Origin of the sequence: Streptomyces sp. OR43 (assembly GCF_008042275.1) — a bacterium.
Taxonomy (GTDB): Bacteria; Actinomycetota; Actinomycetes; order Streptomycetales; family Streptomycetaceae; genus Streptomyces.
Map to the genome: position 1 here is coordinate 2,663,559 of NZ_RDBK01000043.1, position 23,672 is coordinate 2,687,230.

The 23,672-nt window shown below is 71.6% G+C and carries 26 protein-coding genes; 11 read left to right on the forward strand and 15 right to left on the reverse strand.

Annotation, left to right across the window (positions count from 1 at the left end):
- Nucleotides 1-101 precede the first annotated feature (101 nt).
- From EAO72_RS31000 to EAO72_RS31010, 3 genes are all read left to right on the forward strand, one after another.
- Nucleotides 102-1,373, forward strand: a complete 1,272-nt coding sequence (locus EAO72_RS31000; RefSeq protein WP_148020398.1) for a L,D-transpeptidase — start codon at nt 102-104, stop codon at nt 1,371-1,373.
- Nucleotides 1,374-1,525: 152 nt separating this feature from the next.
- Nucleotides 1,526-2,983 carry an ABC transporter permease gene (locus EAO72_RS31005; protein WP_148020399.1) on the forward strand — a complete coding sequence of 486 codons (1,458 nt, stop codon included), beginning with the start codon at nt 1,526-1,528 and terminating at the stop codon, nt 2,981-2,983.
- A 122-nt stretch (nt 2,984-3,105) separates the two neighbouring features.
- Nucleotides 3,106-3,789 carry an ABC transporter ATP-binding protein gene (locus EAO72_RS31010; protein WP_148020400.1) on the forward strand — a complete coding sequence of 228 codons (684 nt, stop codon included), beginning with the start codon at nt 3,106-3,108 and terminating at the stop codon, nt 3,787-3,789.
- 275 nt (nt 3,790-4,064) lie between these two features.
- Here the strand turns inward: EAO72_RS31010 and EAO72_RS31015 are convergent, their stop codons facing one another.
- Nucleotides 4,065-4,688 (reverse strand): RDD family protein, encoded by a 624-nt coding sequence (locus EAO72_RS31015; protein WP_315986318.1) that lies wholly within the window; start codon nt 4,686-4,688, stop codon nt 4,065-4,067.
- A gap of 201 nt (nt 4,689-4,889) precedes the next feature.
- On the opposite strand from EAO72_RS31015, the gene EAO72_RS42260 reads away from it, so the two are divergent.
- Together EAO72_RS42260 and gdhA are read left to right on the forward strand one after the other, a co-directional pair.
- The gene (locus EAO72_RS42260; protein ID WP_187285287.1) at nt 4,890-5,060 is read left to right on the forward strand and encodes a hypothetical protein; all 171 of its coding nucleotides are present in this window, start codon (nt 4,890-4,892) and stop codon (nt 5,058-5,060) included.
- Between the two features lie 339 nt (nt 5,061-5,399).
- A complete protein-coding gene (gdhA, locus tag EAO72_RS31020) occupies nt 5,400-6,773 on the forward strand; it encodes an NADP-specific glutamate dehydrogenase (protein WP_148020401.1) in 1,374 nt (457 codons plus the stop codon).
- 57 nt (nt 6,774-6,830) lie between these two features.
- Here gdhA and EAO72_RS31025 read toward each other — a convergent pair whose 3' ends face one another.
- The 4 genes from EAO72_RS31025 to EAO72_RS31035 all read right to left on the reverse strand — a co-directional run bounded on the left by EAO72_RS31025 (nt 6,831) and on the right by EAO72_RS31035 (nt 9,317).
- Nucleotides 6,831-7,232, reverse strand: a complete 402-nt coding sequence (locus EAO72_RS31025; protein ID WP_261991680.1) for a YrdB family protein — start codon at nt 7,230-7,232, stop codon at nt 6,831-6,833.
- A 47-nt stretch (nt 7,233-7,279) separates the two neighbouring features.
- Nucleotides 7,280-7,945 (reverse strand): peptide-methionine (S)-S-oxide reductase MsrA, encoded by a 666-nt coding sequence (gene msrA, locus EAO72_RS31030; RefSeq protein ID WP_148020402.1) that lies wholly within the window; start codon nt 7,943-7,945, stop codon nt 7,280-7,282.
- A 74-nt stretch (nt 7,946-8,019) separates the two neighbouring features.
- Nucleotides 8,020-8,142 carry a hypothetical protein gene (locus tag EAO72_RS43440; RefSeq protein WP_261991681.1) on the reverse strand — a complete coding sequence of 41 codons (123 nt, stop codon included), beginning with the start codon at nt 8,140-8,142 and terminating at the stop codon, nt 8,020-8,022.
- Between the two features lie 71 nt (nt 8,143-8,213).
- A complete protein-coding gene (locus tag EAO72_RS31035; RefSeq protein WP_148020403.1) occupies nt 8,214-9,317 on the reverse strand; it encodes a hypothetical protein in 1,104 nt (367 codons plus the stop codon).
- 68 nt (nt 9,318-9,385) lie between these two features.
- Between EAO72_RS31035 and EAO72_RS31040 the strand changes: the two genes are divergently transcribed.
- Nucleotides 9,386-10,531 (forward strand): cystathionine gamma-synthase, encoded by a 1,146-nt coding sequence (locus tag EAO72_RS31040; RefSeq protein ID WP_148020404.1) that lies wholly within the window; start codon nt 9,386-9,388, stop codon nt 10,529-10,531.
- A 92-nt stretch (nt 10,532-10,623) separates the two neighbouring features.
- Here EAO72_RS31040 and EAO72_RS31045 read toward each other — a convergent pair whose 3' ends face one another.
- The 7 genes from EAO72_RS31045 to EAO72_RS31075 form a co-directional block, all read right to left on the reverse strand.
- Nucleotides 10,624-10,815: a DUF1059 domain-containing protein gene (locus EAO72_RS31045; protein ID WP_148020405.1), complete on the reverse strand. Its 192-nt coding sequence runs from the start codon at nt 10,813-10,815 to the stop codon at nt 10,624-10,626.
- An 86-nt stretch (nt 10,816-10,901) separates the two neighbouring features.
- Nucleotides 10,902-12,047: an RNA polymerase sigma factor gene (locus EAO72_RS31050; protein ID WP_148022142.1), complete on the reverse strand. Its 1,146-nt coding sequence runs from the start codon at nt 12,045-12,047 to the stop codon at nt 10,902-10,904.
- 17 nt (nt 12,048-12,064) lie between these two features.
- Nucleotides 12,065-12,472 carry a YciI family protein gene (locus EAO72_RS31055; RefSeq protein ID WP_148020406.1) on the reverse strand — a complete coding sequence of 136 codons (408 nt, stop codon included), beginning with the start codon at nt 12,470-12,472 and terminating at the stop codon, nt 12,065-12,067.
- A gap of 158 nt (nt 12,473-12,630) precedes the next feature.
- Entirely contained in the window at nt 12,631-12,843 is a 213-nt protein-coding gene (locus EAO72_RS31060) for a hypothetical protein (RefSeq protein WP_187285288.1), read from the reverse strand.
- A gap of 35 nt (nt 12,844-12,878) precedes the next feature.
- The gene (locus EAO72_RS31065) at nt 12,879-13,178 is read right to left on the reverse strand and encodes a sigma factor-like helix-turn-helix DNA-binding protein (RefSeq protein WP_261991682.1); all 300 of its coding nucleotides are present in this window, start codon (nt 13,176-13,178) and stop codon (nt 12,879-12,881) included.
- Between the two features lie 38 nt (nt 13,179-13,216).
- The gene (locus EAO72_RS31070) at nt 13,217-13,672 is read right to left on the reverse strand and encodes a sigma factor-like helix-turn-helix DNA-binding protein (RefSeq protein ID WP_148020408.1); all 456 of its coding nucleotides are present in this window, start codon (nt 13,670-13,672) and stop codon (nt 13,217-13,219) included.
- A gap of 60 nt (nt 13,673-13,732) precedes the next feature.
- Entirely contained in the window at nt 13,733-14,263 is a 531-nt protein-coding gene (locus EAO72_RS31075; protein ID WP_148020409.1) for a MarR family winged helix-turn-helix transcriptional regulator, read from the reverse strand.
- A 156-nt stretch (nt 14,264-14,419) separates the two neighbouring features.
- Here EAO72_RS31075 and ilvA point away from each other — a divergent pair, with 156 nt between their 5' ends.
- From ilvA to EAO72_RS31090, 3 genes are all read left to right on the forward strand, one after another.
- Entirely contained in the window at nt 14,420-15,649 is a 1,230-nt protein-coding gene (ilvA, locus tag EAO72_RS31080; RefSeq protein ID WP_148020410.1) for a threonine ammonia-lyase, read from the forward strand.
- Nucleotides 15,650-15,800: 151 nt separating this feature from the next.
- Nucleotides 15,801-16,805 (forward strand): ATP-binding cassette domain-containing protein, encoded by a 1,005-nt coding sequence (locus EAO72_RS31085; protein WP_148020411.1) that lies wholly within the window; start codon nt 15,801-15,803, stop codon nt 16,803-16,805.
- Nucleotides 16,802-17,653, forward strand: a complete 852-nt coding sequence (locus EAO72_RS31090; RefSeq protein WP_410090517.1) for an ABC transporter permease — start codon at nt 16,802-16,804, stop codon at nt 17,651-17,653. Before EAO72_RS31085 ends, EAO72_RS31090 begins: the two co-directional genes overlap by 4 nt.
- A gap of 90 nt (nt 17,654-17,743) precedes the next feature.
- Here EAO72_RS31090 and greA read toward each other — a convergent pair whose 3' ends face one another.
- Entirely contained in the window at nt 17,744-18,241 is a 498-nt protein-coding gene (greA, locus tag EAO72_RS31095) for a transcription elongation factor GreA (protein WP_148020412.1), read from the reverse strand.
- A gap of 188 nt (nt 18,242-18,429) precedes the next feature.
- Nucleotides 18,430-18,840, reverse strand: coding sequence for a DUF4307 domain-containing protein (locus EAO72_RS31100; RefSeq protein WP_148020413.1), 411 nt, complete (start codon nt 18,838-18,840; stop codon nt 18,430-18,432).
- Nucleotides 18,841-18,937: 97 nt separating this feature from the next.
- On the opposite strand from EAO72_RS31100, the gene mca reads away from it, so the two are divergent.
- The gene (mca, locus tag EAO72_RS31105; protein ID WP_148020414.1) at nt 18,938-19,819 is read left to right on the forward strand and encodes a mycothiol conjugate amidase Mca; all 882 of its coding nucleotides are present in this window, start codon (nt 18,938-18,940) and stop codon (nt 19,817-19,819) included.
- Nucleotide 19,820: 1 nt separating this feature from the next.
- Nucleotides 19,821-20,063: a hypothetical protein gene (locus tag EAO72_RS31110; RefSeq protein ID WP_148020415.1), complete on the forward strand. Its 243-nt coding sequence runs from the start codon at nt 19,821-19,823 to the stop codon at nt 20,061-20,063.
- Between the two features lie 149 nt (nt 20,064-20,212).
- On the opposite strand, the gene EAO72_RS31115 is transcribed toward EAO72_RS31110, so the two are convergent.
- Entirely contained in the window at nt 20,213-23,461 is a 3,249-nt protein-coding gene (locus EAO72_RS31115) for a tetratricopeptide repeat protein (protein WP_148020416.1), read from the reverse strand.
- Nucleotides 23,462-23,672: the final 211 nt, after the last annotated feature.

Below are 23,672 nucleotides of genomic sequence, written 5' to 3' on the forward strand. Positions count from 1 at the left end.
CCGGATATGGAACGGGACACCTGTTCAAGGTGTTCTTGGAGCATTGACGGGGATTGCCGGCCGACGGGCCGGCGCGGGGTTTTTCGGGGATTTCGGCAACGATGGAGAAGCGTGTGATGACGGACAGCAAACGGCGCAAGGGCCTCATGGCCGCGTCCGCACTGCTCGGCGGCGTGCTGGTGCTTTCGGCCTGCAGCGACGGCGGCGACAAGGGCGGCCCCAGCCCCGACAGCTCGAAGAAGTCACAGGCGGCCGAGGTCGACAAGGCGGCGGCCGAGGAGGCCTCCGAGGCGCAGATAGCGATCTCGCCGAAGAACGGCGCGACCAACGCGAGCATCAACAACGCCGCCAAGGTCACCGTCACCCAGGGCAAGCTGACCGTCGTCACGATGACCACGGCGGCCGGTGAGAGCGTCAAGGGCACCCTGTCCGCCGACGGCACCAGCTGGAAGCCGGACGCGCAGCTGGAGCGTTCGACCACCTACAAGATCAACGCGACGGCGCAGGACTCGAAGGGCCGCGAGGCGCACGAGAACTCCTCGTTCACCACCGTGTCGCCCGCCAACAGCTTCATCGGGAACTTCACCCCCGAGGACGGCTCCACCGTCGGCGTCGGCATGCCCGTCTCGATCAACTTCAACAAGCCGATCACGGACCAGAAGGCCGTCCAGGCCGGCATCACCGTGACGTCCAGCAGCGGCCAGCAGGTCGCCGGCCACTGGTTCAACTCCCAGCGGCTGGACCTGCGCCCCGAGGACTACTGGACGGGCGGCTCCACCGTCACGCTGAAGCTGGCGCTGGACGGCGTCGAGGGCGCGGACGGCGTCTACGGCGTGCAGCAGAAGACGGTCACCTTCAAGATCGGCCGCAACCAGGTGTCGACGGTGGACGCCAAGACGCACACGATGACCGTCACCCAGAACGGCAAGACGATCAAGACCATCCCGATCTCGGCCGGTTCGTCGGACAACCCGACGTACAACGGCCAGATGGTGATCTCCGAGAAGTTCAAGGAGACCCGGATGGACGGTTCGACGGTCGGCTTCACCGACGACGACGGCAAGGGTGAGTACGACATCAAGGACGTGCCGCACGCCATGCGGCTGTCCACGTCGGGCACCTTCATCCACGGCAACTACTGGGGCGCCAAGTCGATCTTCGGCTCCGCCAACACCAGCCACGGCTGCGTCGGCCTCGCCGACGCCAAGGGCGCAGGCGACCCCAACGCCCCCGGCGCCTGGTTCTACAACAACTCCATGATCGGCGACGTGGTCATCGTCAAGAACTCCCCGGACGCGACCATCAAGCCCGACAACGGCCTCAACGGCTGGAACATGAGCTGGGCCGAGTGGACGGCGGGCTCCCAGGCCTGAGCCGGCCGCACCCCCGCCCCGTACGCCGCAGGCGGCGGCTCCGCGATCCCCACGGATCCCGGAGCCGCCGCCCGCGGCGTTTCCGGACCGTTCTCATCCCGCTCTCATCGTGGCCTTAACCCACCATCACAAGCGGTCCCTAGCCTCGCGCCATGTTCTTCACCTACCTCCGGCGCGAGCTGCGCCGCCGCAGAAAGGCGGCGCTCGTCGTCGCCTCGGGGCTCGCCCTCGGCATTGCGCTCGTCATCATCGTCAGCTCGGTCTCCTCGGGCATGAGCAAGGCCCAGGACAAGGTCCTTCAATCGCTGTACGGCCTCGGCACGGACATGACCGTCACCAAGGCCGCCGCGGCCCCGGGCTCCGGCACGGAGCGCCCCAGGTTCGAGTTCGACGCCAAGGACGGCGACGACGACGCGACGCAGAGCACCGACCGGGTCATGGTCCAGGGCTTCCAGAGCCTGGCCGCCACCACGGTCGACAAGGTGGGCAAGCAGACCGGCGTCGCCGACGCCGTCGGCGGGCTGAGCCTGACCGTCATGAAGGTGGACGGCCAGTTCAAGCGCGGCGAGTTCAAGCAGGACGAGAGCGCCACGGCCGGAGGCGGCGGACGCGGCGGCCCCGGCGGCGGCAGCACCCAGCCGCAGGGCGAGGTGCAGGGCGGCGGAGCCTCCTTCGACGTCAACTCCTACACCGTGTACGGCACCGACGTCACCAAGCAGGACCTCGGCCCGCTCACCTCGTCGAAGATCACCACCGGACGTACGTTCAAGACGACCGAGACCAACGCGAAGGTGGCGGTCGTCGACGCCGCGTACGCGAAGGAGAAGGAACTCTCGACCGGCAAGACGGTCACGATCCACGGGACCAAGTTCTCGATCGTCGGCGTCTCGACGGCCGAGAGCGGTGACGCGGCCGCGAACCTCTACATCCCGCTCCAGCAGGCGCAGACCCTCGCCGACTCGAAGGACAAGGTCACCACGGTCTACGTCAAGGCCGCCGACTCGCAGCAGATCGACAGCGTCAAGGCCACGATCCAGAAGAACATCACGGGCACCACGGTCACCACCTCCGCCGACCTCGCGGACACCGTGTCCGGCTCCCTGTCCACCGCGTCCGACCTGGCCTCCAGCGTCGGCAAGTGGCTCTCCATCGCCGTGCTCATCGCCGCCTTCCTGGTGGCCGGACTCCTCACGTCCTCCGCGGTCAGCCGCCGCGTACGGGAGTTCGGCACGCTCAAGGCACTCGGCTGGAAGAGCGGCCGGGTCACCCGTCAGGTCATCGGCGAGGCCCTCGTCAACGGCCTGATGGGCGGCGTCCTCGGCATCGCGATCGGCCTGGCCGGCGCCTACGCCGTCACCGCCGTCAGCCCCACCCTCACCGCTCAGCTCGGCTCCACGGGCGGCGGCGCGGGACGCGGCGGCGGCATGGGCGGCCCCGGCCGGCAGACCGCGTCCAAGGCGCTCGACATCGCGCTGACCGCACCCGTCTCCCTCTCCGTCATCCTGATGGCCGTCGGCCTGGCCGTGGCGGGCGGGCTGATCGCGGGCGCCTTCGGCGGCTGGCGCGCGTCCCGGCTGCGCCCCGCCGACGCACTGCGCCGCGTCGAGTAGCCCGCACGGGATGACCGGCGACCGGGCATCCCGTACCCCGTCCCCCAGCGATCCCCGGTCCACGGGCGCCCCCCGAGGCGGTCGCCCGGGATCCGCGATCACCGCCCAGCAGGAGCTGACCCATGTACACGCTTCAAGGCGTCACCAAGCAGTACACACGCGGCAAGTCCACCGTCCACGCGCTCGCCGGCGTCGACCTGACCATCGAGGACGGCGGCCGCCTGGTCATCCAGGGCCCGACCGGCGGCGGCAAGTCCACGCTGCTGCAGATGCTCGGCGGCCTGGACCGCCCCACCGCCGGCAGCGTCGAGCTCGACGGGGTGGACCTCGCGAAGCTCAGCGAGGCCAAGCTCACCAAGGTGCGCGCCGAGAACATCGGCTTCGTCTTCCAGAGCTTCAACCTCATCCCCACGCTCACCGCCCAGGAGAACGTCGAGACCGCTCTCGTCCCGCTCGGCGTCAAGACGTCCGAGCGCCGCAGAAGAGCGGCCGAGGCACTCGACTCGGTCGGGCTCGGCGAACGCCTCGCCCACCTCCCCAGCGAGATGTCCGGCGGCCAGCAGCAGCGCGTCGCGATCGCCAGGGCCCTGGTCAAGCAGCCCAAGGTGCTGCTCGCCGACGAGCCCACCGGCAACCTCGACGAGTCCATGCGCGACGAGATCATGGAGGTGCTGGAGACCCTGTGGAAGGAGCACGGGCTGACCTTCATCATGGTCACCCACGACAGCGCGATCGCCCGCAGGGCCCCGCGCCTGGCGACCATCCGCAAGGGCAAGGTCACCATCACGGAGAACGCCGCGGCCTGACCCGGCGACACTGGGGCCCGGCGACCCACGGGCCCGGCGACCCACGGGCCCGGCGACCCACGGGCCCGGCGGCCCGGCGGCCCGGCGGCCCAGCGACCCAAGGGCCGCCGGGCCGGCCGGTTCGCGGGGTCCGGGGGCCACACGCTGTCCGGCGGCCGGTTCGCGGGGCCGGGACCCACGTGCCGCCCGGCGGGCCAGTTCGCCCGGGCCAGGTCCCCCACGCCGTCCGGCAGCCAGTCAGCAGGACCGAGGTTCCCTACGCCGTCCGGCGGCCCTCAGCCGGCCGCCCGCCCGGCCGCCACGGCCCTGCGGTGCGCCACCAGATCGGAGCGGCGGACCTGGCGGAGGCCGGCCAGGTCGCTGTACGCGGCGCCTTCCTCGCAGGCCGTTCTCGGAGCCGGACCGCTTCCGGCCGGCCGGGCGCGCAGCCCGTACCAGGGCTGCAGCGGCAGCCAGCACAGCCCGTACAGCCAGCGCCGCACCAGCCGTACGGGGCCCGGCCGCCCCACGTCCGGCACGCTCACCACCCGTATCCCCATGATCAGCTTTCCCGCTCCCGCACCCGCGATTGCGGTGAGCACCACCTGGTTGAGGAACGAGACGACGAGCACCGGCCCGATCAGCAGCCCGACGACCCGGGGAACGGCCGCCGAGTCCACGTACGGCCGGACGAGTAAGCCGCTGGTGAGCAGGCAGAGGTAGCAGTCGAGCCCCACGGCGAGATACCGGCGCATCTCACCCGCCCGGGGCGGTGTCCCCGGCGCGGGCCGCTCCGCCCGCCCGGGGACGTACGAGGGCCCAGGCTGCCCGTAACCGAGCAGTGGCCCGGCGCCCAACGGCGGTTGTCTGTACGGAGTATGGGGATCGCGGCCCTTGCGGTACCCCCGTGATGTCGTCATGACGGAATCATGTCTGATAGCCCGTCACCGCGGGCCCGGACCGCACACCTGCGGGCATCGTGGCCGCCTGCGCCGTGGTGCAGCCTGCTACACCACCGGTCCGGGAGCCCGGTCCCTCGTGCCCGGGTCCGTGCGCCGGAAGGATGGGGGACACAGCCGGGCAGGGGCCCGGCACAGCCGCCCGACCTCCTGGAGGAACCCGTGAAGCCGCTGCTCTGGACCATGCTCCTCGTCGCACTCGTCGCGAACGTCTCGCTGAACTTCATGGTGGAACAGGAAGGGCTGCACATTGCCCTGAGTGTCGTCTCGGGCGTGGTCGTGCTCGCGTCGGCGGCGGGCCTGTGGATGCTGCGCGGCCCGCGCGAGAACTGAGGGCGGACCTCACAGTCATCCGTGCGCCCTTGTGAGGTTCACCACTTCGAATGACACGCGACCTCGCCGCAAGCCCGCCGATTCTGCCCGGAACCGGCCTGGGGCGGGGCAGCGGCGGCCCTTCCGTACGCGGCACGCGGGGATCATCATGTGGATGCCCGTGGAGCATCCTGCCGCCCCACTGGGACACTCGATACGCCACAACGGTCCTGTACGTCGCTTTCGTGAGCACGGTATGCGTGATGTCGGGCGACGCCCTCAACGGCGAGGGGGGACCTGGTGCCCCTCGGGACGGGGGCGCCTTCGCGCATGAGCCGACCCATGGAAGGTCTTGATCAGATGACGGCCACCCCTGACTCCGCAACGCCGCCCGCCGCCCACCGCGTCATCGAGCCGCTGTACGCGGAGATCCTCCGCCGCAACCAGGGCGAGAAGGAGTTCCACCAGGCCGTACGCGAGGTCCTGGAGACGCTCGGCCCGGTGCTGACCCAGCGGCCGGAGTTCGTGGACGCCCGGATCATCGAGCGCATATGCGAGCCGGAGCGCCAGCTCATCTTCCGTGTGCCGTGGTCGGACGACTCCGGCGACATCCACGTCAACCGCGGCTTCCGGGTCGAGTTCTCCAGCTCGCTGGGCCCGTACAAGGGCGGGCTGCGCTTCCACCCCTCGGTCAACCTCGGCATCGTGAAGTTCCTCGGCTTCGAGCAGATCTTCAAGAACGCCCTCACCGGCATGCCCATCGGCGGCGGCAAGGGCGGCTCCGACTTCGACCCGAAGGGCCGCTCGGACGCCGAGATCATGCGGTTCTGCCAGTCGTTCATGACGGAGCTCCACCGCCACCTCGGCGAGTACACCGACGTGCCCGCCGGCGACATCGGCGTGGGCGGCCGCGAGATCGGCTACCTCTTCGGCCAGTACAAGCGGATCACCAACCGCTACGAGTCCGGCGTCCTCACCGGGAAGGGCCTCGGCTGGGGCGGCGCCCTGGTGCGTACGGAGGCGACCGGCTACGGCTGCGTCCTGTTCACCGCCGAAATGCTCCGCAGCCAGGGCGACAGCCTCGACGGCCGGCGCATCGCCGTCTCCGGCTCGGGCAACGTCGCGATCTACGCCATCGAGAAGGCCCAGCAGCTCGGCGCCACGGTGGTGACCTGCTCGGACTCCGACGGCTACGTCGTGGACGAGAAGGGCATCGACCTCGCCCTGCTCAAGGAGATCAAGGAGGCCGGCCGCGGTCGCGTCTCCGAGTACGCCGAACGCCGGCCCGAGGCCGTCTTCGTGCCCGGCACCGGCGTCTGGAACGTGCCCTGCGATGTGGCGCTTCCCTGCGCCACGCAGAACGAACTCCACGAGGCCGACGCGCTGACCCTCGTACGCAACGGTGTGAAGGCGGTCGCCGAGGGCGCCAACATGCCCACCACCCCCGAGGCCGTCCGCGTGTTCCAGGAGGCCGGGGTGGCCTTCGCCCCCGGCAAGGCGGCCAACGCGGGCGGCGTGGCCACCAGCGCTTTGGAGATGCAGCAGAACGCCTCGCGCGACTCCTGGACCTTCGCCCACACGGAGGAGCGGCTCGCGCAGATCATGCGCCACATCCACGACTCCTGCTACACCACGGCGGAGCGCTACGGCAGCCCCGGCAACTACGTGGTCGGCGCGAACATCGCCGGCTTCGAGCTGGTGGCGGACGCGATGCTGGCACAGGGCCTGATCTGACGGGAGATCCGGCGCATAGACACCGGCCCGGGACGCGGACGCGTCCCGGGCCGGTGTCTATGCCGCGGGCCGCGGACGGCGCCGGAACGTCTCCGCCAGCCCCGTGTTCACCACGACCACGACGGCCATGACCAGCGCCGCCACCGGGTGTCCCACCGCGAACAGGCCGAAGGCGCCGCCGCCCAGTACCACGGCTTTCACCGCGAGCACTCCGGCCAGCGGCGGGCGGAAGCGAGCGCGGGGTGCTGCGAACAGCCCCCACAGGGTGACGGCGATCGCCAACAGTGCGGTGCCCAGGAGCAGTTGGACGGCCAAGCCGTCCCCGAGGCTGTACCCCCACCAGAACAGGCAGGCCAGCGCCGCCAGTTCGACGAGGAACGCCAGAACCTCGTTGGCGGCCCACCAGGGCCGGCCGTTCAGTGAAGGTATCGCCGGTCCGCCCGTGCCGTTGTCATGCATGGTGCCCCCCACCCTCGGCGTTCACGTCCGGGGTGAGGGTAACCGGCTCAGCTCCCGGCCGGGGCCACGCCGATCGGGCAGGAGACCCCCGTGCCGCCGATCCCGCAGTAGCCCGCCGGGTTCTTGTCGAGGTACTGCTGGTGCGCGGGCTCCGCGGGCCAGAAGGTGCGGCCTTCGGCGGGCAGGATCTCCGTGCTGATCTCGCCGTACCCGGAGCCCGTGAGGACCTTCTGGTACGCCTCGCGGGAGGCGGCCACGGCCGCCGCCTGCTCGGGGGAGTGGGTGTAGACGGCGGAGCGGTACTGGGTGCCCACGTCATTGCCCTGGCGGAAGCCCTGGGTCGGGTCGTGGGACTCCCAGAAGACCTTCAGGAGCTGGGCGTACGTGACGGTCTTCGGGTCGTAGACCACGCGGACCGCCTCCGTGTGCCCGGTCAGGCCCGAGCAGACCTCCTCGTACGCGGGATTCTCCGTATAGCCGCCCTGGTAGCCGACGAGCGTCGTCCAGACCCCGTCGGTCTCCCAGAACTTCCGCTCGGCGCCCCAGAAACAGCCCATCGCGAAGTCCGCGACCTCCAGGCCCTCCGGGTAGGGGCCCAGCAGGGCGTTGCCCAGGACCGTGTGCCGGGACGGGACGGTGAATTCCGGGGTGGCGCGGCCGCGCAGGGCCTCCTCCGGGGTGGGGAGCTGCGGGGTGCGGCGGTGCAGGAACATGCGGGGGCTCCTCCTGGGTCGGTGTGCTGTCCGTACAACGTCCCGGGAGCGCCGCGGATTCCGCGCGCCCGCGGTCAGCGCCGGGGCGTGCCGTCCTCGGACTCGAAGGTCTCGGCGTAGTCGACGGCCCGCTTGCGGGCCCTGAGCCAGAAGTACACGCCGAGGCCGATCAGGATCAGGGGTATCAGTCGGGCCACGGGAACACCGGTCCTTGTCGTGAGGTCGGCCGCTGCTGCGCGGTATCGGTGTCTCCACGGTCGCACACCGGCTACCGGAGCAGCGTCGCCGGGCTGCCGCCGTTCGCCTCGTAGCCGGCCACCGCCAGGGCCCGGTACACGGTGTACTCGGCGGCCGGGTCGGAGTTCTCCGTCCACGGCAGCGCGCCCACGTGCCCGTCGATGTGGACCAGCTGGTTCATCGCCTCGGACCAGCGCTCCATCCGGACCAGGAACAGCACCAGGAGATGGCGGACGTGCGCGAGCATCGGGTCGTCGGCGCGGGCCGCGTGGACCGCGAACATCGCACCCTCGACCGCCCTGGTCACCACCTGGCTCCGGTAGAACCCCTGCACCAGATTGACCTCGGGCAGATGCTCGTACACCGCGAACAGCGGCAGCGCCGCCAGCAGCGAGCCCTGCGGGGCGCGGGCGGCCGCCGCGGTCGCGAAGCGGTCGGCCTCCTCGCGCGATCCGTGCCACTTCTCGCACCAGAAGTGCAGCGCCGCGATGTGCGCGCCCATGTGGGCCGGCGCCCGGTCGATGATCTTCGCCCAGAGCTGGTCGAACTCCTCGTGGGAGTAGCCCAGTCCACGGGCCACGGCCAGCTCCACGAGATACGGCACCGGGTCGCCCGGCGCCAGCAGGGCCGCCTCGCCGACCACCGTACGGGCCTCCTCCAGGATGATCCGGAAGTCGTCCGTACCGGCCGTCGACGAACGCCACGCCTGCTGGACCAGGAACTCCGCGTGCACGGCCGCGCCGCCCGCGTCCTTCGGCGCCTCGGCCCGCCACTTGCGCAGCCAGGCCCCGCCGACGCCCGGCCGCCGCATCAGCTCCAGCGAGGCGGCCCCGGCGAACGCCTGCACCCGCTGCCACCGCACCTCGCCGTCCTTCGGCGTACCGGACAGCAGCTGGGAAGCCGCCCGCCACTCCTGGGTGTGCTGGACGACATCGAGCACGTCGAGGAGATCCTGGTCGGGGCCCGGCATCCGGATGTCCAGCTCCTCCTGCCGTACGAAGCCGTACGTGTCCGGGTCGGCGGCGTCCGGGGAGCCCGGTGCCACCTGACGGATACCGCCGCGACGCCGCAGCACGAAGGGGCCGATGACCGCGGCGAGCATGCACAGCGCGAGCAGGAACCACAGAATCTCCATGCCCCCATTGTCACCGGACGGCCCGGTGCTCCGTGAGCGGCCTCGGCGGCGGACTACGCTCGGGCCCCATGAGCGACCAGCACAGCTTCGAAACTCTCGCGATCCACGCGGGGAACACCGCCGATCCCCTCACCGGCGCCGTTGTTCCGCCCATTTACCAGGTGTCCACGTACAAGCAGGACGGCGTGGGCGGGCTGCGCGGCGGCTACGAGTACAGCCGCAGCGCCAACCCGACGCGCACCGCGCTGGAGGAGAACCTCGCGGCCCTGGAGGGCGGCCGCAGGGGACTCGCCTTCGCGTCCGGCCTCGCCGCCGAGGACTGCCTGCTCCGTACGCTGCTGACCCCCGGCGACCACGTGGTCATCCCGAACGACGCCTACGGCGGCACGTTCCGGCTGTTCGCGAAGGTCGCCTCGCGCTGGGGCGTGGAGTTCTCCGTGGCCGACACCTCGGACGTGGCGGCGGTACGGGCCGCGATCACCCCGCGTACCAAGGCGATCTGGGTGGAGACCCCGTCCAACCCGCTGCTCGGCATCACCGACATCGCGGCCGTCGCTGGGGTCGCCCGCGCCGCCGGCGCACGCCTGGTCGTCGACAACACCTTCGCGAGCCCCTACCTCCAGCAGCCCCTCGCCCTCGGCGCCGATGTCGTGGTCCACTCCACCACCAAGTACATGGGCGGCCACTCGGACGTCGTCGGCGGCGCACTGATCGTCAACGACCCCGACCTGTCCGAGGAGTTGGCGTACCACCAGAACGCGATGGGCGCCGTCGCCGGGCCGTTCGACGCCTGGCTGGTGCTGCGCGGCATCAAGACGCTGGCCGTCCGGATGGACCGGCACAGCGAGAACGCCACCAAGGTCGCCGACCTGCTGACCCGCCACCCCAAGGTCACCCAGGTCCTCTACCCCGGCCTGCCCGAGCACCAGGGCCACGAGATCGCCGCCAAGCAGATGAAGGCCTTCGGCGGGATGGTGTCGTTCCGCGTCGCGGGCGGCGAGGAAGCGGCCGTCGAGGTCTGCAACCGCGCGAAGCTCTTCACGCTCGGTGAGTCGCTCGGCGGCGTCGAGTCGCTGCTGGAGCACCCGGGCCGGATGACGCACGCCTCCGCCGCCGGATCCCCGCTGGAGGTCCCGGCCGATCTGGTGCGGCTCTCCGTCGGCATCGAGAACCGCGACGACCTGCTGGCCGACCTGACGCAGGCGCTCGGCTAGTCCGCTGGTCCGTGTACGTGTGGGCGGGGCCGGCTCTGCCGGCCCCGCCCCTGGTGTGCCTGTGTTCCCTGGTGTGTCTGGTGCGGCCGCCCTCAGGCCGTGACCTTCTCGTCCTCGAGCGAGGCCCTGACCTGCTCCCGCAGCTCGGGGCTGTCGGTGTGCTCATGGACGGAGACCGCGTGCTCGGTCGCGGCCCGCACGACTTCCTCCTCCTCGCCGGAGATGGTCAGCGAGCAGTTCGACACACTCGGATACTTACGGCAGTCGGCGATCTTCCTGGTCATCACAGCCTCCTCGGCCGATGCCCTTCCAGGATAGACCGGGCCGCCCCGCGCGCCCCGGCCCGTCAGCGGCCCCGGCGGCCCTGCGGTCACTGGCCCCGGCGGGCGTTGAGCCGGGCGGCCCGGCGGGTCAGGTGGTCGCGCTCCGCGAGGTTCGGGGCCCGGTGGGCCGCCTCCGCGTACAGCAGCGCCGCCTTCTCCAGGTCACCGTCGCGCTCGTGGAGGTAGGCCGCCACCGCGGTGTGGCGGGGGAGCGAGGCGTCCAGCGCCGCGAGCGCCGCCAGACCGGCGCGCGGCCCGTCGGCCTCCCCGACCGCGACCGCGCGGTTGAGCCGGACGACCGGGCTGTCGGTCAGGCGCGCGAGCTCGTCGTACCACTCGACGATCTGCACCCAGTCGGTCTCCTCGGCGGCGGGCGCGTCCGCATGGAGCGCCGCGATGGCGGCCTGGGCCTGGAACTCGCCCAGCCGGTCGCGGGCGAGGGCCGCCTGAAGGATCCCGACGCCCTCGGCGATCGACGCCGTGTCCCACCGGCCGCGGTCCTGCTCGGCCAGCGGGACCAGGCTGCCGTCGGACGCCGTCCGGGCGGCACGCCGGGCATGGTGGAGCAGCATGAGGGCGAGCAGCCCCGCCACCTCCGGGTGGTCGACGGCGGCCGCGACCTGCCGGGTGAGCCGGATGGCCTCGGCGGCCAGGTCGACATCGCCGGAATAGCCCTCGTTGAAGACCAGGTACAGGACGCGCAGCACCGTGGCGACATCGCCCGGCCGGTCGAAACGCACACCGGAGACCGTGCGTTTGGCCCGGCTGATGCGCTGCGCCATGGTCGCCTCGGGCACCAGATACGCCGCGGCGATCTGGCGGGTGGTGAGCCCGCCGACCGCCCGCAGCGTGAGCGCGACCGCCGACGCCGGGGTCAGCGACGGGTGCGCGCACAGGAAGTACAGCTGGAGCGTGTCGTCCCCCGCGGGCGCCGGCCCGGGCACCGGCTCCTCCTCGACCCGGTCCTCACGGCGGCGGCGTGCGGTGTCGGCGCGCGTGGCGTCGAGGAACTTGCGCCAGGCCACGGTGATCAGCCAGCCCCTGGCATCCCGCGGCGGGTCGGCCTCCCAGACCCGGAGCGCCTCGACCAGGGCGTCCTGCACCGCGTCCTCGGCCGCCGCGAAGTCGGCTCCGCGGCGGACGAGGACGGTGAGCACGCCCGGGGTGAGGGTCCTGAGCAGGGCCTCGTCGATCCGGTTCATCCGGGAGATCACTCCGTGATGGTCGGGGCCTCGGTCAGGAACGGACGCAGCTCAAGCCACTCGTGGATCGGCCTGCCACCCGCGCCGGGGGCGGCCGACAGCTCCCCGGTCAGCTCGACGGCACGCTCGTAGCTGTCGACGTCGATGATCATCCAGCCGGCGATGAGGTCCTTGGTCTCGGCGAACGGTCCGTCGGTGACCGGCGGGCGCCCCTCGCCGTCGTAGCGGACCCACGCGCCCTCGGGGGCGAGCGCCTGCCCGTCGACGAACTCGCCGGTCTTCTCCAGGCGGGCCGCGAAGTCGTTCATGTACTGCACGTGGGCCGAGATCTCCTCGGGCGTCCACTGGTCCATGGACACGTCGTTGACCGGAGCCGGGGCGCCGCGGTAGTGCTTCAGCAGCAGGTACTTGGCCATGATCATTCTCCTTGGTGTTCGCTCTCGGCGACCCGTTCCGGTCGCTCTCACCCCGGGGACGGAGCCGCTCACGGGTTCTCGACATCCACGGACGAACCTTTTTCCCGGCTCCCGAACGAGCGTAGGTGAGCCGTCCCGCGCATCCCGGTTCCGCCGCCCTACCAGCCGTCCAGTGGCGGTGTCGTCCCGGCGGGCGGCGCCTGCCAGGGCTGAACCAGCACCGCCCACACCGTGAACGCCACGACCACCGCTCCCGCCGCCACCAGCCACAGCCGGCGTAGCACCCGCCGGCGGCTCACCAGCCGGGCGCCGCGCCGCGCCGCCCGCGCCGGCAGGTCCGCGGGCACCAGCGGACGGGAGGCCTCCAGCATCCGCCGAACCTCGTCATCGTTGCGCCGGACACCGTTCACGGCGCGGCCCGCGACCGCCGGATGCGCCCCCACCGCGCCGTCGGGCCCCGGGTGCCGCGCATCGTGGCCACCGAGCGGTCGCAGACCGTACGGATCCGCTCCACCGCGATCCCGAGCAGCGCCGACGCCTGCTCCTCCGGGACACCTTCGTACAGCCGAAGCACCAGAACCAGCCGCTCCTGCGGGGTCAGCCGGTCCAGCAGACCGCCGCGCGGTCGGCGGTGCCGCCACGCCTGACGGGCGAACCGGACGGAAAGGTCCTGCCGGGTGCGGACGTACGGATCCTCGCCGTGCAACTGGTCCCAGTCCGCGTAGGTCCGGGCCAGCGCGGCCGTCAGCAGCCGCTGCGCGCGCTCCTCGGTCCCGGGCGGGTGCGGTCGCAGACCGTACGGATCCGCTCCACCGCGATCCCGAGCAGCGCCGACGCCTGCTCCTCCGGGACACCTTCGTACAGCCGAAGCACCAGAACCAGCCGCTCCTGCGGGGTCAGCCGGTCCAGCAGACCGCCGCGCGGTCGGCGGTGCCGCCACGCCTGACGGGCGAACCGGACGGAAAGGTCCTGCCGGGTGCGGACGTACGGATCCTCGCCGTGCAACTGGTCCCAGTCCGCGTAGGTCCGGGCCAGCGCGGCCGTCAGCAGCCGCTGCGCGCGCTCCTCGGTCCCGGGCGGGTCCACCGGTTCAGCCGTGAGCAGGGCCGCGACGTGCAGCAGCCGGCCCGTCGCGCCCGCCGCGAAGGCCTCGAACTCCTGGGCGCGGCGCCGCTGCCGGCCCGCGTGACGCTCTCGCACGAGGTCAATCGGAGCGCTCCGCCGGTCCCGGGTCAACCCCCGGGAGCCCGGCGGTCCGCGCTATCCCGCAGGCGGGGCCTGGTGCGCCGCCTGCCGGGCCGCCAGGGCCGCGTTGAAGCGGGTGAGGAGGGCGCAGAACGTGTCCCGCTCGTCCTCGGACCACTCGTCCGTCACCTGCGACATCAGTTCGCGCCGCGAGGAGCGCACCTCGTCCAGCCGGGCCTGCCCGCGCGGGGACAGCTGGAGCACGACCGCACGGCCGTCCTCCGGATGCGAAGTGCGCTTGACCAGACCGGTGTCCACCAGCGGCGCGACCTGCCGGGTCACGGTCGAGGAGTCGATCCCCATCCCGGCGGCCAGCGCCTTGACGCCCATGGGGCCTTCCCGGTCCAGCCGGTTGAGCAGCAGATACGCGGCGCGGTCCATGGAGTTGCGCACCTGTCCGACGCCGCCGAGGCGGGTCTGCTCGGCGCGCCGGGCGAAGACCGCCACCTGGTGCTGCAGAGCGTCGAGAAGGTGGTCGTGACCCGGGTTCTCCGGGGTGGCGCCCCCGGAAGGAGACGCGGCAGTCGTCATGTCCTGAGGGGGCATGGCCGGGGGCTCTCTTCGTACGGTGTCGGATGGGTGGGGGACAGAGTACGCGGCCCCGGGGCAACGCGTACCAGTGCCGCACAAACCTGCGGACATCGGCGCATGAGGGGGCCGCCGGCAGCGGCCGCAAGCCTTTTCACCTGCAAGACTTGCGGTATGAACTTCCCGCCGCCCGGCCGATTTCCCCCGCTGATCCTCGATGACGTCCGGGGTGCGCAGAAGATGCTTTCCGGCGTCTCCCGGGTCACGCCGCTGGAAGGCAGCCGGCATCTGTCCGCGCTGGTGGGCGCACCCGTCCAGTTCAAGTGCGAGAACCTGCAGCGGACCGGCTCGTTCAAACTGCGGGGCGCGTACGTACGGATCTCGGGCCTCTCCCCCGTCGAACGGGCCGCCGGTGTCGTCGCCGCGAGCGCCGGAAACCATGCGCAGGGTGTAGCGCTCGCGTCTGCGCTGCTCGGCGTACGGTCAACGGTCTTCATGCCGGTCGGCGCGCCACTGCCCAAGATCGCCGCGACCCGTGAGTACGGAGCCGAGGTGCGGCTGCACGGCCATGTCGTCGACGAGACGCTCGCCGCGGCGCAGGAGTACGCACAGGAGACCGGCGCGGTCTTCATCCACCCCTTCGACCACCCGGACATCATCGCGGGCCAGGGCACGGTGGGCCTGGAGATCCTGGACCAGTGTCCCGAGGTACGCACGATCGTCGTCGGCATCGGCGGCGGCGGTCTCGCGGCGGGCATCGCCGTGGCGGTGAAGGCGATCCGGCCCGACGTGCGGATCGTCGGCGTGCAGGCCGCCGGCGCGGCCTGCTACCCGCCGTCGCTGGCCGCCGGCCACCCCGTGTCGATCGGCTCGCTCCAGACGATGGCGGACGGCATCAAGGTGGGACGCCCCGGCGACGTGCCGTTCGGGCTGGTCCGGGAGCTGGTCGACGAAGTCCGTACGGTCTCCGAGGACGAGCTGTCCAGCGCCCTGCTGCTCTGCCTGGAACGGGCGAAGATGGTGGTGGAACCGGCCGGTGCGAGCCCGGTGGCCGCGCTGCTCAGCGACCCGGAGTCGTTCCGCGGGCCGGTGGTGGCGCTGCTGTCCGGCGGCAACGTGGACCCGCTGCTGATGCAGCGCATCCTGACCCACGGCATGTCCGCGGCCGGCCGCTATCTGAGCCTGCGGCTGCGCCTGACGGACCGCCCCGGCGCGCTGGCGACCATGCTGGGCGTGCTCACCGTGGCCGACGCCAACGTCCTGGACGTCAGCCATGTGCGGACCGACCCCCGGCTCGGACTCACCGAGGCCGAGGTGGAACTGCACCTGGAGACCAAGGGCCCCGAACACTGCGAGGAGGTCGCGGCGGCGCTGCGCGGGGCGGGCTATCTCGTGATGGGCTGAACCGCTTGTCGGTCGCGATGTATCGCGTTACTGTGCCTGCGCCCGGCCTGTTGGCGTGCGCGCGTTCGTCTCGTGTGTTCACCGGGCGCGGCAACCCGGGCAAATCTAGGATCTGTGAGGAAGTCACCCAAACGCACTGGGGGAATCCCGTATGCCAGGCGCGATCTACGCCGAAGGTCTGGTGAAGACCTTCGGCGACGTCACCGCACTCGGCGGCGTCGACCTCGACGTGCCGCAAGGCACCGTCCTCGGACTTCTCGGCCCCAACGGAGCCGGCAAGACGACCGCCGTACGCGTCCTCACGACGCTGCTCAGGCCCGACAGCGGCAGCGCCTTCGTCGCGGGCATCGATGTACTGAAGAATCCCAACGACGTGCGGCGCTCGATCGGGCTCTCCGGCCAGTTCGCCGCGGTCGACGAGTACCTGACCGGCCGCGAGAACCTGCACATGGTCGGCCAGCTCTACCAGATGTCCTCCCGCGACGCGAAGGCCCGGGCCGGGGAGCTGCTGGATCGCTTCAACCTCGCCGACGCGGCCGACCGCACCGCGAAGACCTACTCCGGCGGCATGCGGCGCCGGCTCGACCTCGCGGCGGCGCTCGTCGTCTCCCCGCCGGTCATGTTCATGGACGAGCCGACCACGGGCCTCGACCCGCGCAACCGGCAGCAGCTCTGGGACGTCATCGAGGAACTCGTCGCCGGCGGCACGACGCTGCTGCTGACCACGCAGTACCTGGAGGAGGCCGACCGCCTCGCCCACGACATCTGCGTGATCGACCACGGCCTCGTCATCGCCCGCGGCACCTCCGACCAGCTCAAGGCCCGCACCGGCGGCGAACGCGTCGAGGTCGTCGTCCAGCAGCCCGACCAGATCGGCCCGGCCCGCGAGGTCCTCGCCCACCTGGGCAAGGGCGACGTCGCCGTCGTCCCGCACATGCGCAAACTGACCGTCCCGGTCGACGGCGGCGCCAAACTCCTGGCCGAGGTCATCCGTGACCTCGACGCCCGCGGCGTGGAAATCGACGACATCGGCATGCGCCGCCCCACCCTCGACGACGTGTTCATCTCCCTCACCGGCCACGCGGCCGAGCAGGAGAAGAACGACGAGAACGCGACGGAAGCCCCGGACACCGCCCGGACGGAGGCAGAGAAGTGAGTGCCGTAACCGAGGCGACCCCGGGTCGCGCGCCCCGAGGCAGCGGTGGAATCGGTCAGTCCGCCCGCGACTCACTGGTCATGGCCCGCCGGAATCTGATTCGGATGACCCGGATTCCAGAAGTGGTGCTTTTCGGGCTCATCCAGCCGATCATGTTCGTGGTGCTGTTCAGCTACGTGTTCGGCGGCTCCATGAACATCGGCGGGTCGACAGACCCCGTCGTCTACCGGAACTTCCTGATGGCCGGCATCTTCGCCCAGACCGTCACCTTCGCCACGGCCGGCGCGGGCGCGGGCATCGCCGACGACATGCACAAGGGCCTCGTCGACCGGTTCCGCTCGCTGCCCATGGCACGCGGCGCGGTGCTCACCGGCCGGACGCTGGCCGACCTCGTCCAGACCATGTTCACCGTGCTGGTGCTCACGATCGTCGCGCTGCTCGTCGGCTGGCGCATCCACGAGGGCGTCCCCAAGGCGCTGGGCGCCTTCGGGCTGCTCCTCCTGCTCGGATACGCCTTCTCCTGGATCGGCGCTCTGATCGGCCTGTCCGTCCGCACCCCGGAGGCGGCCACGTCGGGCGGGCTGATCTGGCTGTTCCCGGTGACGTTCATCTCCAACGCCTTCGTGGACTCCAGCCAGATGGCGGGCTGGCTCCAGCCCATCGCCGACTGGAACCCCTTCAGCGCGACCGTCCAGGCGTGCCGGGTGCTCTTCGGAAACCCGGGTGTCTCGACCTCAGATGCCTGGCCGATGCAGCATCCCGTCTGGGCCTCGCTGATCTGGTCCGTAGTGATCATCGTGGTGTTCCGGACCCTCGCGGTCCGCAAGTACCGCTCGGTCGCCGTCTGAGCGGAACAGCAGACAGCGGAACAGCAGACAGCGGAAAGCCCCGGCCGTCGCATCCGGCCGGGGCTTCCTGCTGTCTGCGGGGTGTGCGGGTCAGCCGGAGTACGGCTTCGCCGAAAGGATCTTCACCGTGGCGGTCTTGCCGTTCGGCAGCTCGTACTCGGCGCTCTCGCCCATCCGCTTGCCGTTCACGCCCACGCCGAGCGGGGACTGCGGGGAGTACGTCTCGATGTCCGAGCTCGCGTACTCGCGGGAGGCGAGAAGGAAGGTCGTCGTGTCGTCGTCATCGCCGTCGAAGGCGATCGTCACGACCATGCCGGGCTCGACCACGCCGTCGTCGGCAGGTGCCTCGCCGACCTTCGCGTGTTCCAGGAGCTGGGTCAGCTGGCGCACCCGGAGCTCCATCTTGCCCTGCTCCTCCTTGGCCGCGTGGTACCCGCCGTTCTCGCGCAGGTCGCCCTCCTCACGGGCCGCCGCGATCTTGACGGCGATCTCCGTGCGCGCGGGACCAGACAGGTACTCCAGCTCGGCCTTGAGCTGGTTGTACGCCTCCGGCGTGAGCCAGGTGACGTTTTCGCTGGTCTGGGTCACAGGGTGCTCCTCGTCGGTACTGGGAATACAAAGCATCGCCCTACCCCGAAGCATGCGCTTCCACGGGTGGGCGAAACCACGAGCCTAACAATTCGGCGGGGAAAGGGGGAGGAGGTAAACGGCTGAGAGTGTTGAGCCGCAGGTCAGGGGGTCAGGAGTCGCTCAGGTCACCCGTGCGGCGGTCAACGCTACGCCCCGCCGTCGTCCGTGCACCCCAGGAGCTCGACGGCGGTCGCCCGGGACGTCGTACGCAGGGTGAGGACCTGGTCGATCCGGTCGGTGTCCGCGTCGAAGCGGAAGTCCTTGCGGGCGACCTCCGTACCGTCCTCGCTCAGCGAGCGGAGCGTGCAGTAGCCCTTGGCGTCCCGGCCCTTCCGGACTTCCAGATGCACCTCGACGTGGTCGTCCGAGGCGACCTTGAACTTGATCATCTCGGCGCTGAGGCCCTGGCCGCCCACATAGCCGTAACCGATCCAGCCGATCACACCCAGGAGCGCGACGCCGAGGACGGAGCCGATGATCTTGAGCTTGCGGTCCGCGCGCTGGTCCGCGGAGCGGCCGTAGCGGTTCTCGGGAAGCGCCTCGCGCACCGCCGTCATGATCGTTCCTCCCGTACCGGGTATCGAGGAATTTTCCACCCCCCGGTTCGGTCACTATAGAAGTTGCACTCCGCGACCAATCACTGAGGATCGAGTCTTGACTGAGCAGCTTCGACTGATGGCCGTACACGCCCACCCCGACGACGAGTCGAGCAAGGGCGCGGCCACCATGGCCAAGTATGTGTCCGAGGGGGTGGACGTGCTGGTCGTGACCTGCACGGGAGGCGAGCGCGGCTCCATCCTCAACCCGAAACTCCAGGGGGACGCGTACATCGAGGAGCACATCCACGAGGTACGCAAGAAGGAGATGGACGAGGCCCGGGAGATCCTTGGCGTCAAGCAGGAGTGGCTCGGCTTCGTCGACTCGGGCCTGCCCGAGGGCGACCCGCTGCCCCCGCTGCCCGACGGCTGCTTCGCGCTGGAGGACGAGACCGTGGCGGCGGGGCGCCTCGTCGCGAAGATCCGCGCCTTCCGGCCGCAGGTCATCACCACGTACGACGAGAACGGGGGCTACCCGCACCCCGACCACATCATGACCCACACCATCTCGATGATCGCCTTCGAGGGCGCGGCGGACACCGAGAAGTTCCCGGAGGCCGAGTTCGGTCCCGCCTGGACGCCGCAGAAGCTCTACTACAACCAGGGCTTCAACAAGCCGCGCACGGTCGCGCTGCACGAGGCGCTGCTGGCGCGCGGCCTGGAGTCGCCCTACGGCGACTGGCTGGAGCGCTGGAAGGAGTTCGAGCGCGCCGAACGCACGCTGACCACGCACGTTCCGTGCGCGGACTTCTTCGAGATCCGCGACAAGGCGCTGATCGCGCACGCGACGCAGATCGACCCGGACGGCGGCTGGTTCCGCGTTCCGATGGACATCCAGCGGGAGGTCTGGCCGACCGAGGAGTACGAGCTGGCGAAGTCTCTCGTCGATACCTCCCTCCCCGAGAGCGACCTCTTCGCGGGCATCCGCGACAATGCCTGATATGTACGCGACTCAGGCACTGACGCACCTCGTCCCGCTCGCCGAGGAACTCGACAAGAACAAGGTGACCCCCGGGGTCCTCGGCTTCATCGTCTTCGCAGCGCTCGCCGTGGGCGTGTGGCTGCTGATGAAGTCCATGAACCGGCACATGGGGAAGGTCGACTTCGACGAAGCGCCGGACCCGGCCGCGGCGGAGGGCGTGACGGAGCCGGCGGTCTCCGCCGGCTCCGCGAAGCGGAAGTAGTGCGGTGGCGGGGCGGGGCGGAACCGGGGTGACCGGTGGCTCCCCGCCCCTGTGGGCGGCCGAGCGTGTCCTCAGCGCCGGGTGAGCCGACGGATGCCCGCGCGGGGTAGGCCGACGGCTACCCGCGCGGGGTGAGCCGTCGGATGCCCTCAAACGCCGGGCGGGCTCGACGGGGCCGGGATCGCCACGCCCATGATCTCGCGGGCATGGCGGGTCGGGATCAGTCCCAGGCGCCAGGCCTGCCAGCCGTCCTCCAGATCCACGCCGCGGTTCAGAACCACCCGGTACGCCTCCGCACAGTCCTCCAGCTTCGTGTCCCGGGTGGGGTGGCCGGCCTCGGTCAGGTCGGCCAGTTCCTGCTGGGCCACCACCGTGCCCACCTCGATGCCGCCCGGTGAGGCGTACGGCAGCAGCGTGCAGCGCAGGAAGCGGGCCCAGTCCGCGCCCCGGGCGTCGCCGTACGAGTCGAACAGCGCGGCCGCCTCGCCGCACAGCTCCAGGGCCTGCGGCGCGCGCTGGTTGCCCGCGTCGATCAGGGCCAGCTCCAGAGCCGTCCAGGCCTCCCCGTGGGCGACCCCGATGCGGCGGAAGTCGGCCCGCGCGTCGACCAGCAGCTGCCGGGCGAACCCCGAATTGCGCAGGTTGCCCGTCTGGGCGGCCCGCTGGTCGCGGGTCACGCGCCCCGAGTGATGGCGGGCGCACGCCAGCCCGTACACGTCCCGCATCCGGGAGAACATCGTGCGGGCCCGCTCCAGCTGCCGTACCGCCTGATCGGTGTCGCCGGTCTCCTCCAGGGCCTGGCCCAGGTAGTACAGCGTCCACGCCTCGCCCCGGGCGTCCTCGCTGTCGCGGTGACGGGCCAGGGCCGCGTTCAGCTGCTCGACCGCGGGCGCCGGATCGCCGTCCATCAGCCGGGCCCGGGCCAGCTGGGTCAGCGCCCATGCCTCGCCCCGCTCGTCCCGCGTCCGCCCGTACAGATCCAGGGCCGTACGCAGCGCGGTCTCGGCCCGCTCCACATCGCCGGTCCGCAGGCGCACCTGACCCAGCTGGAACTGCGTCCACGCCTCCCCGTGCAGCGACTCGCCCTCGCGATGCAGGACCAGCGCCGTGTCCAGAAGCTCCAGCGCCTCGGCCAGGTGCGCCCGGTCGCGCTCCACCGCGGCCAGCGCGTGCAGCGACCAGGCCCGGTCCTCCGCCTGGGCCGCCGACGACTGCAGCTCGATCGCCTCGCGCAGCCGCGCCGCGGCCTCCGTCAGGTTGCCCTGGTGGTGCAGGGTGATGCCGAGCGAACACAGCGCCAGCGCCGTACCCGAGTCGTTCTGCGCCTCGCGGTACAGGCCGACGACGGACGACAGCGTGGTGCGGGCCTTGTCCAGCTCGCCGAGCTGGCGGGCCGCGATCCCGGTCCGCCACTGCACCGAACGCTCCAGCAGCCCCTGGTCGACGGCCTGCGTCAACTCGCTGATCTCGCCCAGCCGGTAGAGGTCCCCGCGCAGCAGGCAGTAGTCGCACAGCGCGCCCAGGAGATCGAGTACCGCGCCCTGGTCGACGCCCTCGCTGTGCCGCAGCGCGGACGTGATGAAGCTCGACTCGTCGTCCAGCCAGCGCAGCGCCGCGTCGAGCGAGGCGAACCCGTGCGGTCCGAACTGCCCGGCCCGGGTGGACATCTTGCCGTCGACCATCCGGATGACCGCGCCCGCCAGCTCGGCGTAGTTGGCGATGAGCCGCTCCTGCGCGGCCGTCCGCTCCGCGGCCTCCTCCTCGTCGTTCAGCCGGGCCAGGGCGAAGCCCCGTACGAGATCGTGCAGCCGGTAGCGCGAGCCCCGCACATGGTCCAGCAGCCCGGCCTCCGACAGGGCGGTCAGCAGCCGTCCGGCCTCCTGCTCGTCGGCCGACAGCAGCGCGGCGGCCGCCGCGGCGCCGAGGCTGGCACGACCGGCCAGCGCGAGCCGGCGCAGCAGTCGCCGCGCCTGCTCGGACTGGTCGGTGTAGCGCAGCCACAGCGCCCGCTCGACCGGCGGGACCGGTCCGTACGCGGCCAGGTCGGCCGCCAGCGCGCCCGGGGTACGCGCCCCGAGCGAGGAGCCCGCGACCCGCAGCGCCAGCGGCAGCCCGCCGCACAGCTCGGTGATCGCCTCGCCGGCCGGGTAGTCGTACAGCCCCTCCCCGTCCTCCTGGGACACCTCCCGCAGCAGCTCCTCCGCGCCCGCCGGGTCGAGCGCCCCGACCTCCAGCTGATGGACCCGGGCCGGCAGGGACTCCGGCAGTCCGAGCGGTTCACGCGCGGTGACCAGGACGAGGCTGTCCGAGCGTTCCGGTATCAGGGTACGGACCTGCTCGGCATCGCTCGCGTCGTCGAGCACGACCGTCACCGGGGTGCCGGTCAGGTGCTGGTGGTACAGCTCGCTGAGCCGGCGCACCTGCTGCTCGGCGGAGGAGCTGTCGCGGAACAGCAACTGCTCGCGGGGGGCGCCGAGCCGGTTCAGCAGGTGCAGCAGCGCGTCCCGGGTCGGCAGTGGCGGCTCGTCGTCGGCGCCGCCCCGCAGATCGACCACGCACGCGCCCCGGAACTGGTCTTTCAGGCTGTGCGCCGCCCGCACGGCCAAAGCGGTGCGCCCGGACCCCGGCGGTCCGTGCAGGACGACGACGGTCGGCTTCGTCTCCGTCGAGGCGCGGGCCGCGTGCACCCACTGGGCGATCTGCGCCAGTTCGGCCCGGCGTCCCGCGAACCCGCCCTCGGACGCGGGCAGATGACTGAACGACTGCTCGAGGAGCGCACGCATGCGGGCGGCCGCGCTCCGGTCCCCGCCGCGCAGCTGGGGCGCGGTCCGTTCCGCTGCGGCCTTCTTCTTCGCCGGGGTGCGGGACGAGGCGGTCAGCATCCGCTGCTGGTCGATGAACGGGCGGATGCCCCGTACCTCCAGCGCCGTCAGCCACTGCAGCCGCAGTTGTTCCGTCCCACCAGGCTGCCCGAGGGCTCCGGCGCGGCGGTGCGCGGCCGGCCAGTGCGAGGCGGTGACCTTGGCGACGGTGGCGGTGGCGCCGGCGACCGCGACGACGGCGCCCGCACCGAGCGCCAGGCCCGACGCCGTGCCGAGCGCCACATCCGCGCCGAAGGCTGCGGCGGCGGCAACTCCCGTGACCAGCAACGGCGTTCCGAGCGTGGCCCGGTTGAACCGTTGCGCCAGCGGCTGCTGCCCGGCCGTCTCGACGTCGAGCGCCTGGGTGTACGTGACGTACTCCTCGCCCGCCCCGGCCGCCAGCGAGTCGAGCGCGGCGCGGCCGCGTGCCATCAGCGTGCCGGGGTCGGTCCGGCCGCCGGAACGGCGCACCTCTTCCTCCACGGCCCGTGCCAACAGCCGTTCGGCTTCCGCCCGATGGCTGTCCCGCATCCGCATAAGTCCCCCTCGGTCCCTGCCCTTTCGGCCGGTATCGCGCCCGGCCGCACGAGGTACCAGTCTCCTGCCTGGGACGGGCGCGCGACAGGGAGTCTGCGAGACTGCGCGGCCGGTCCCGTGGTGGGCGGGAGCCTTCTGCCATGCGGCCGGCTCCTCCCGGTACTCCCGAGCGTCCCCGGCCGCTCGACGTCGGTCACGCCGGAACTCCAGC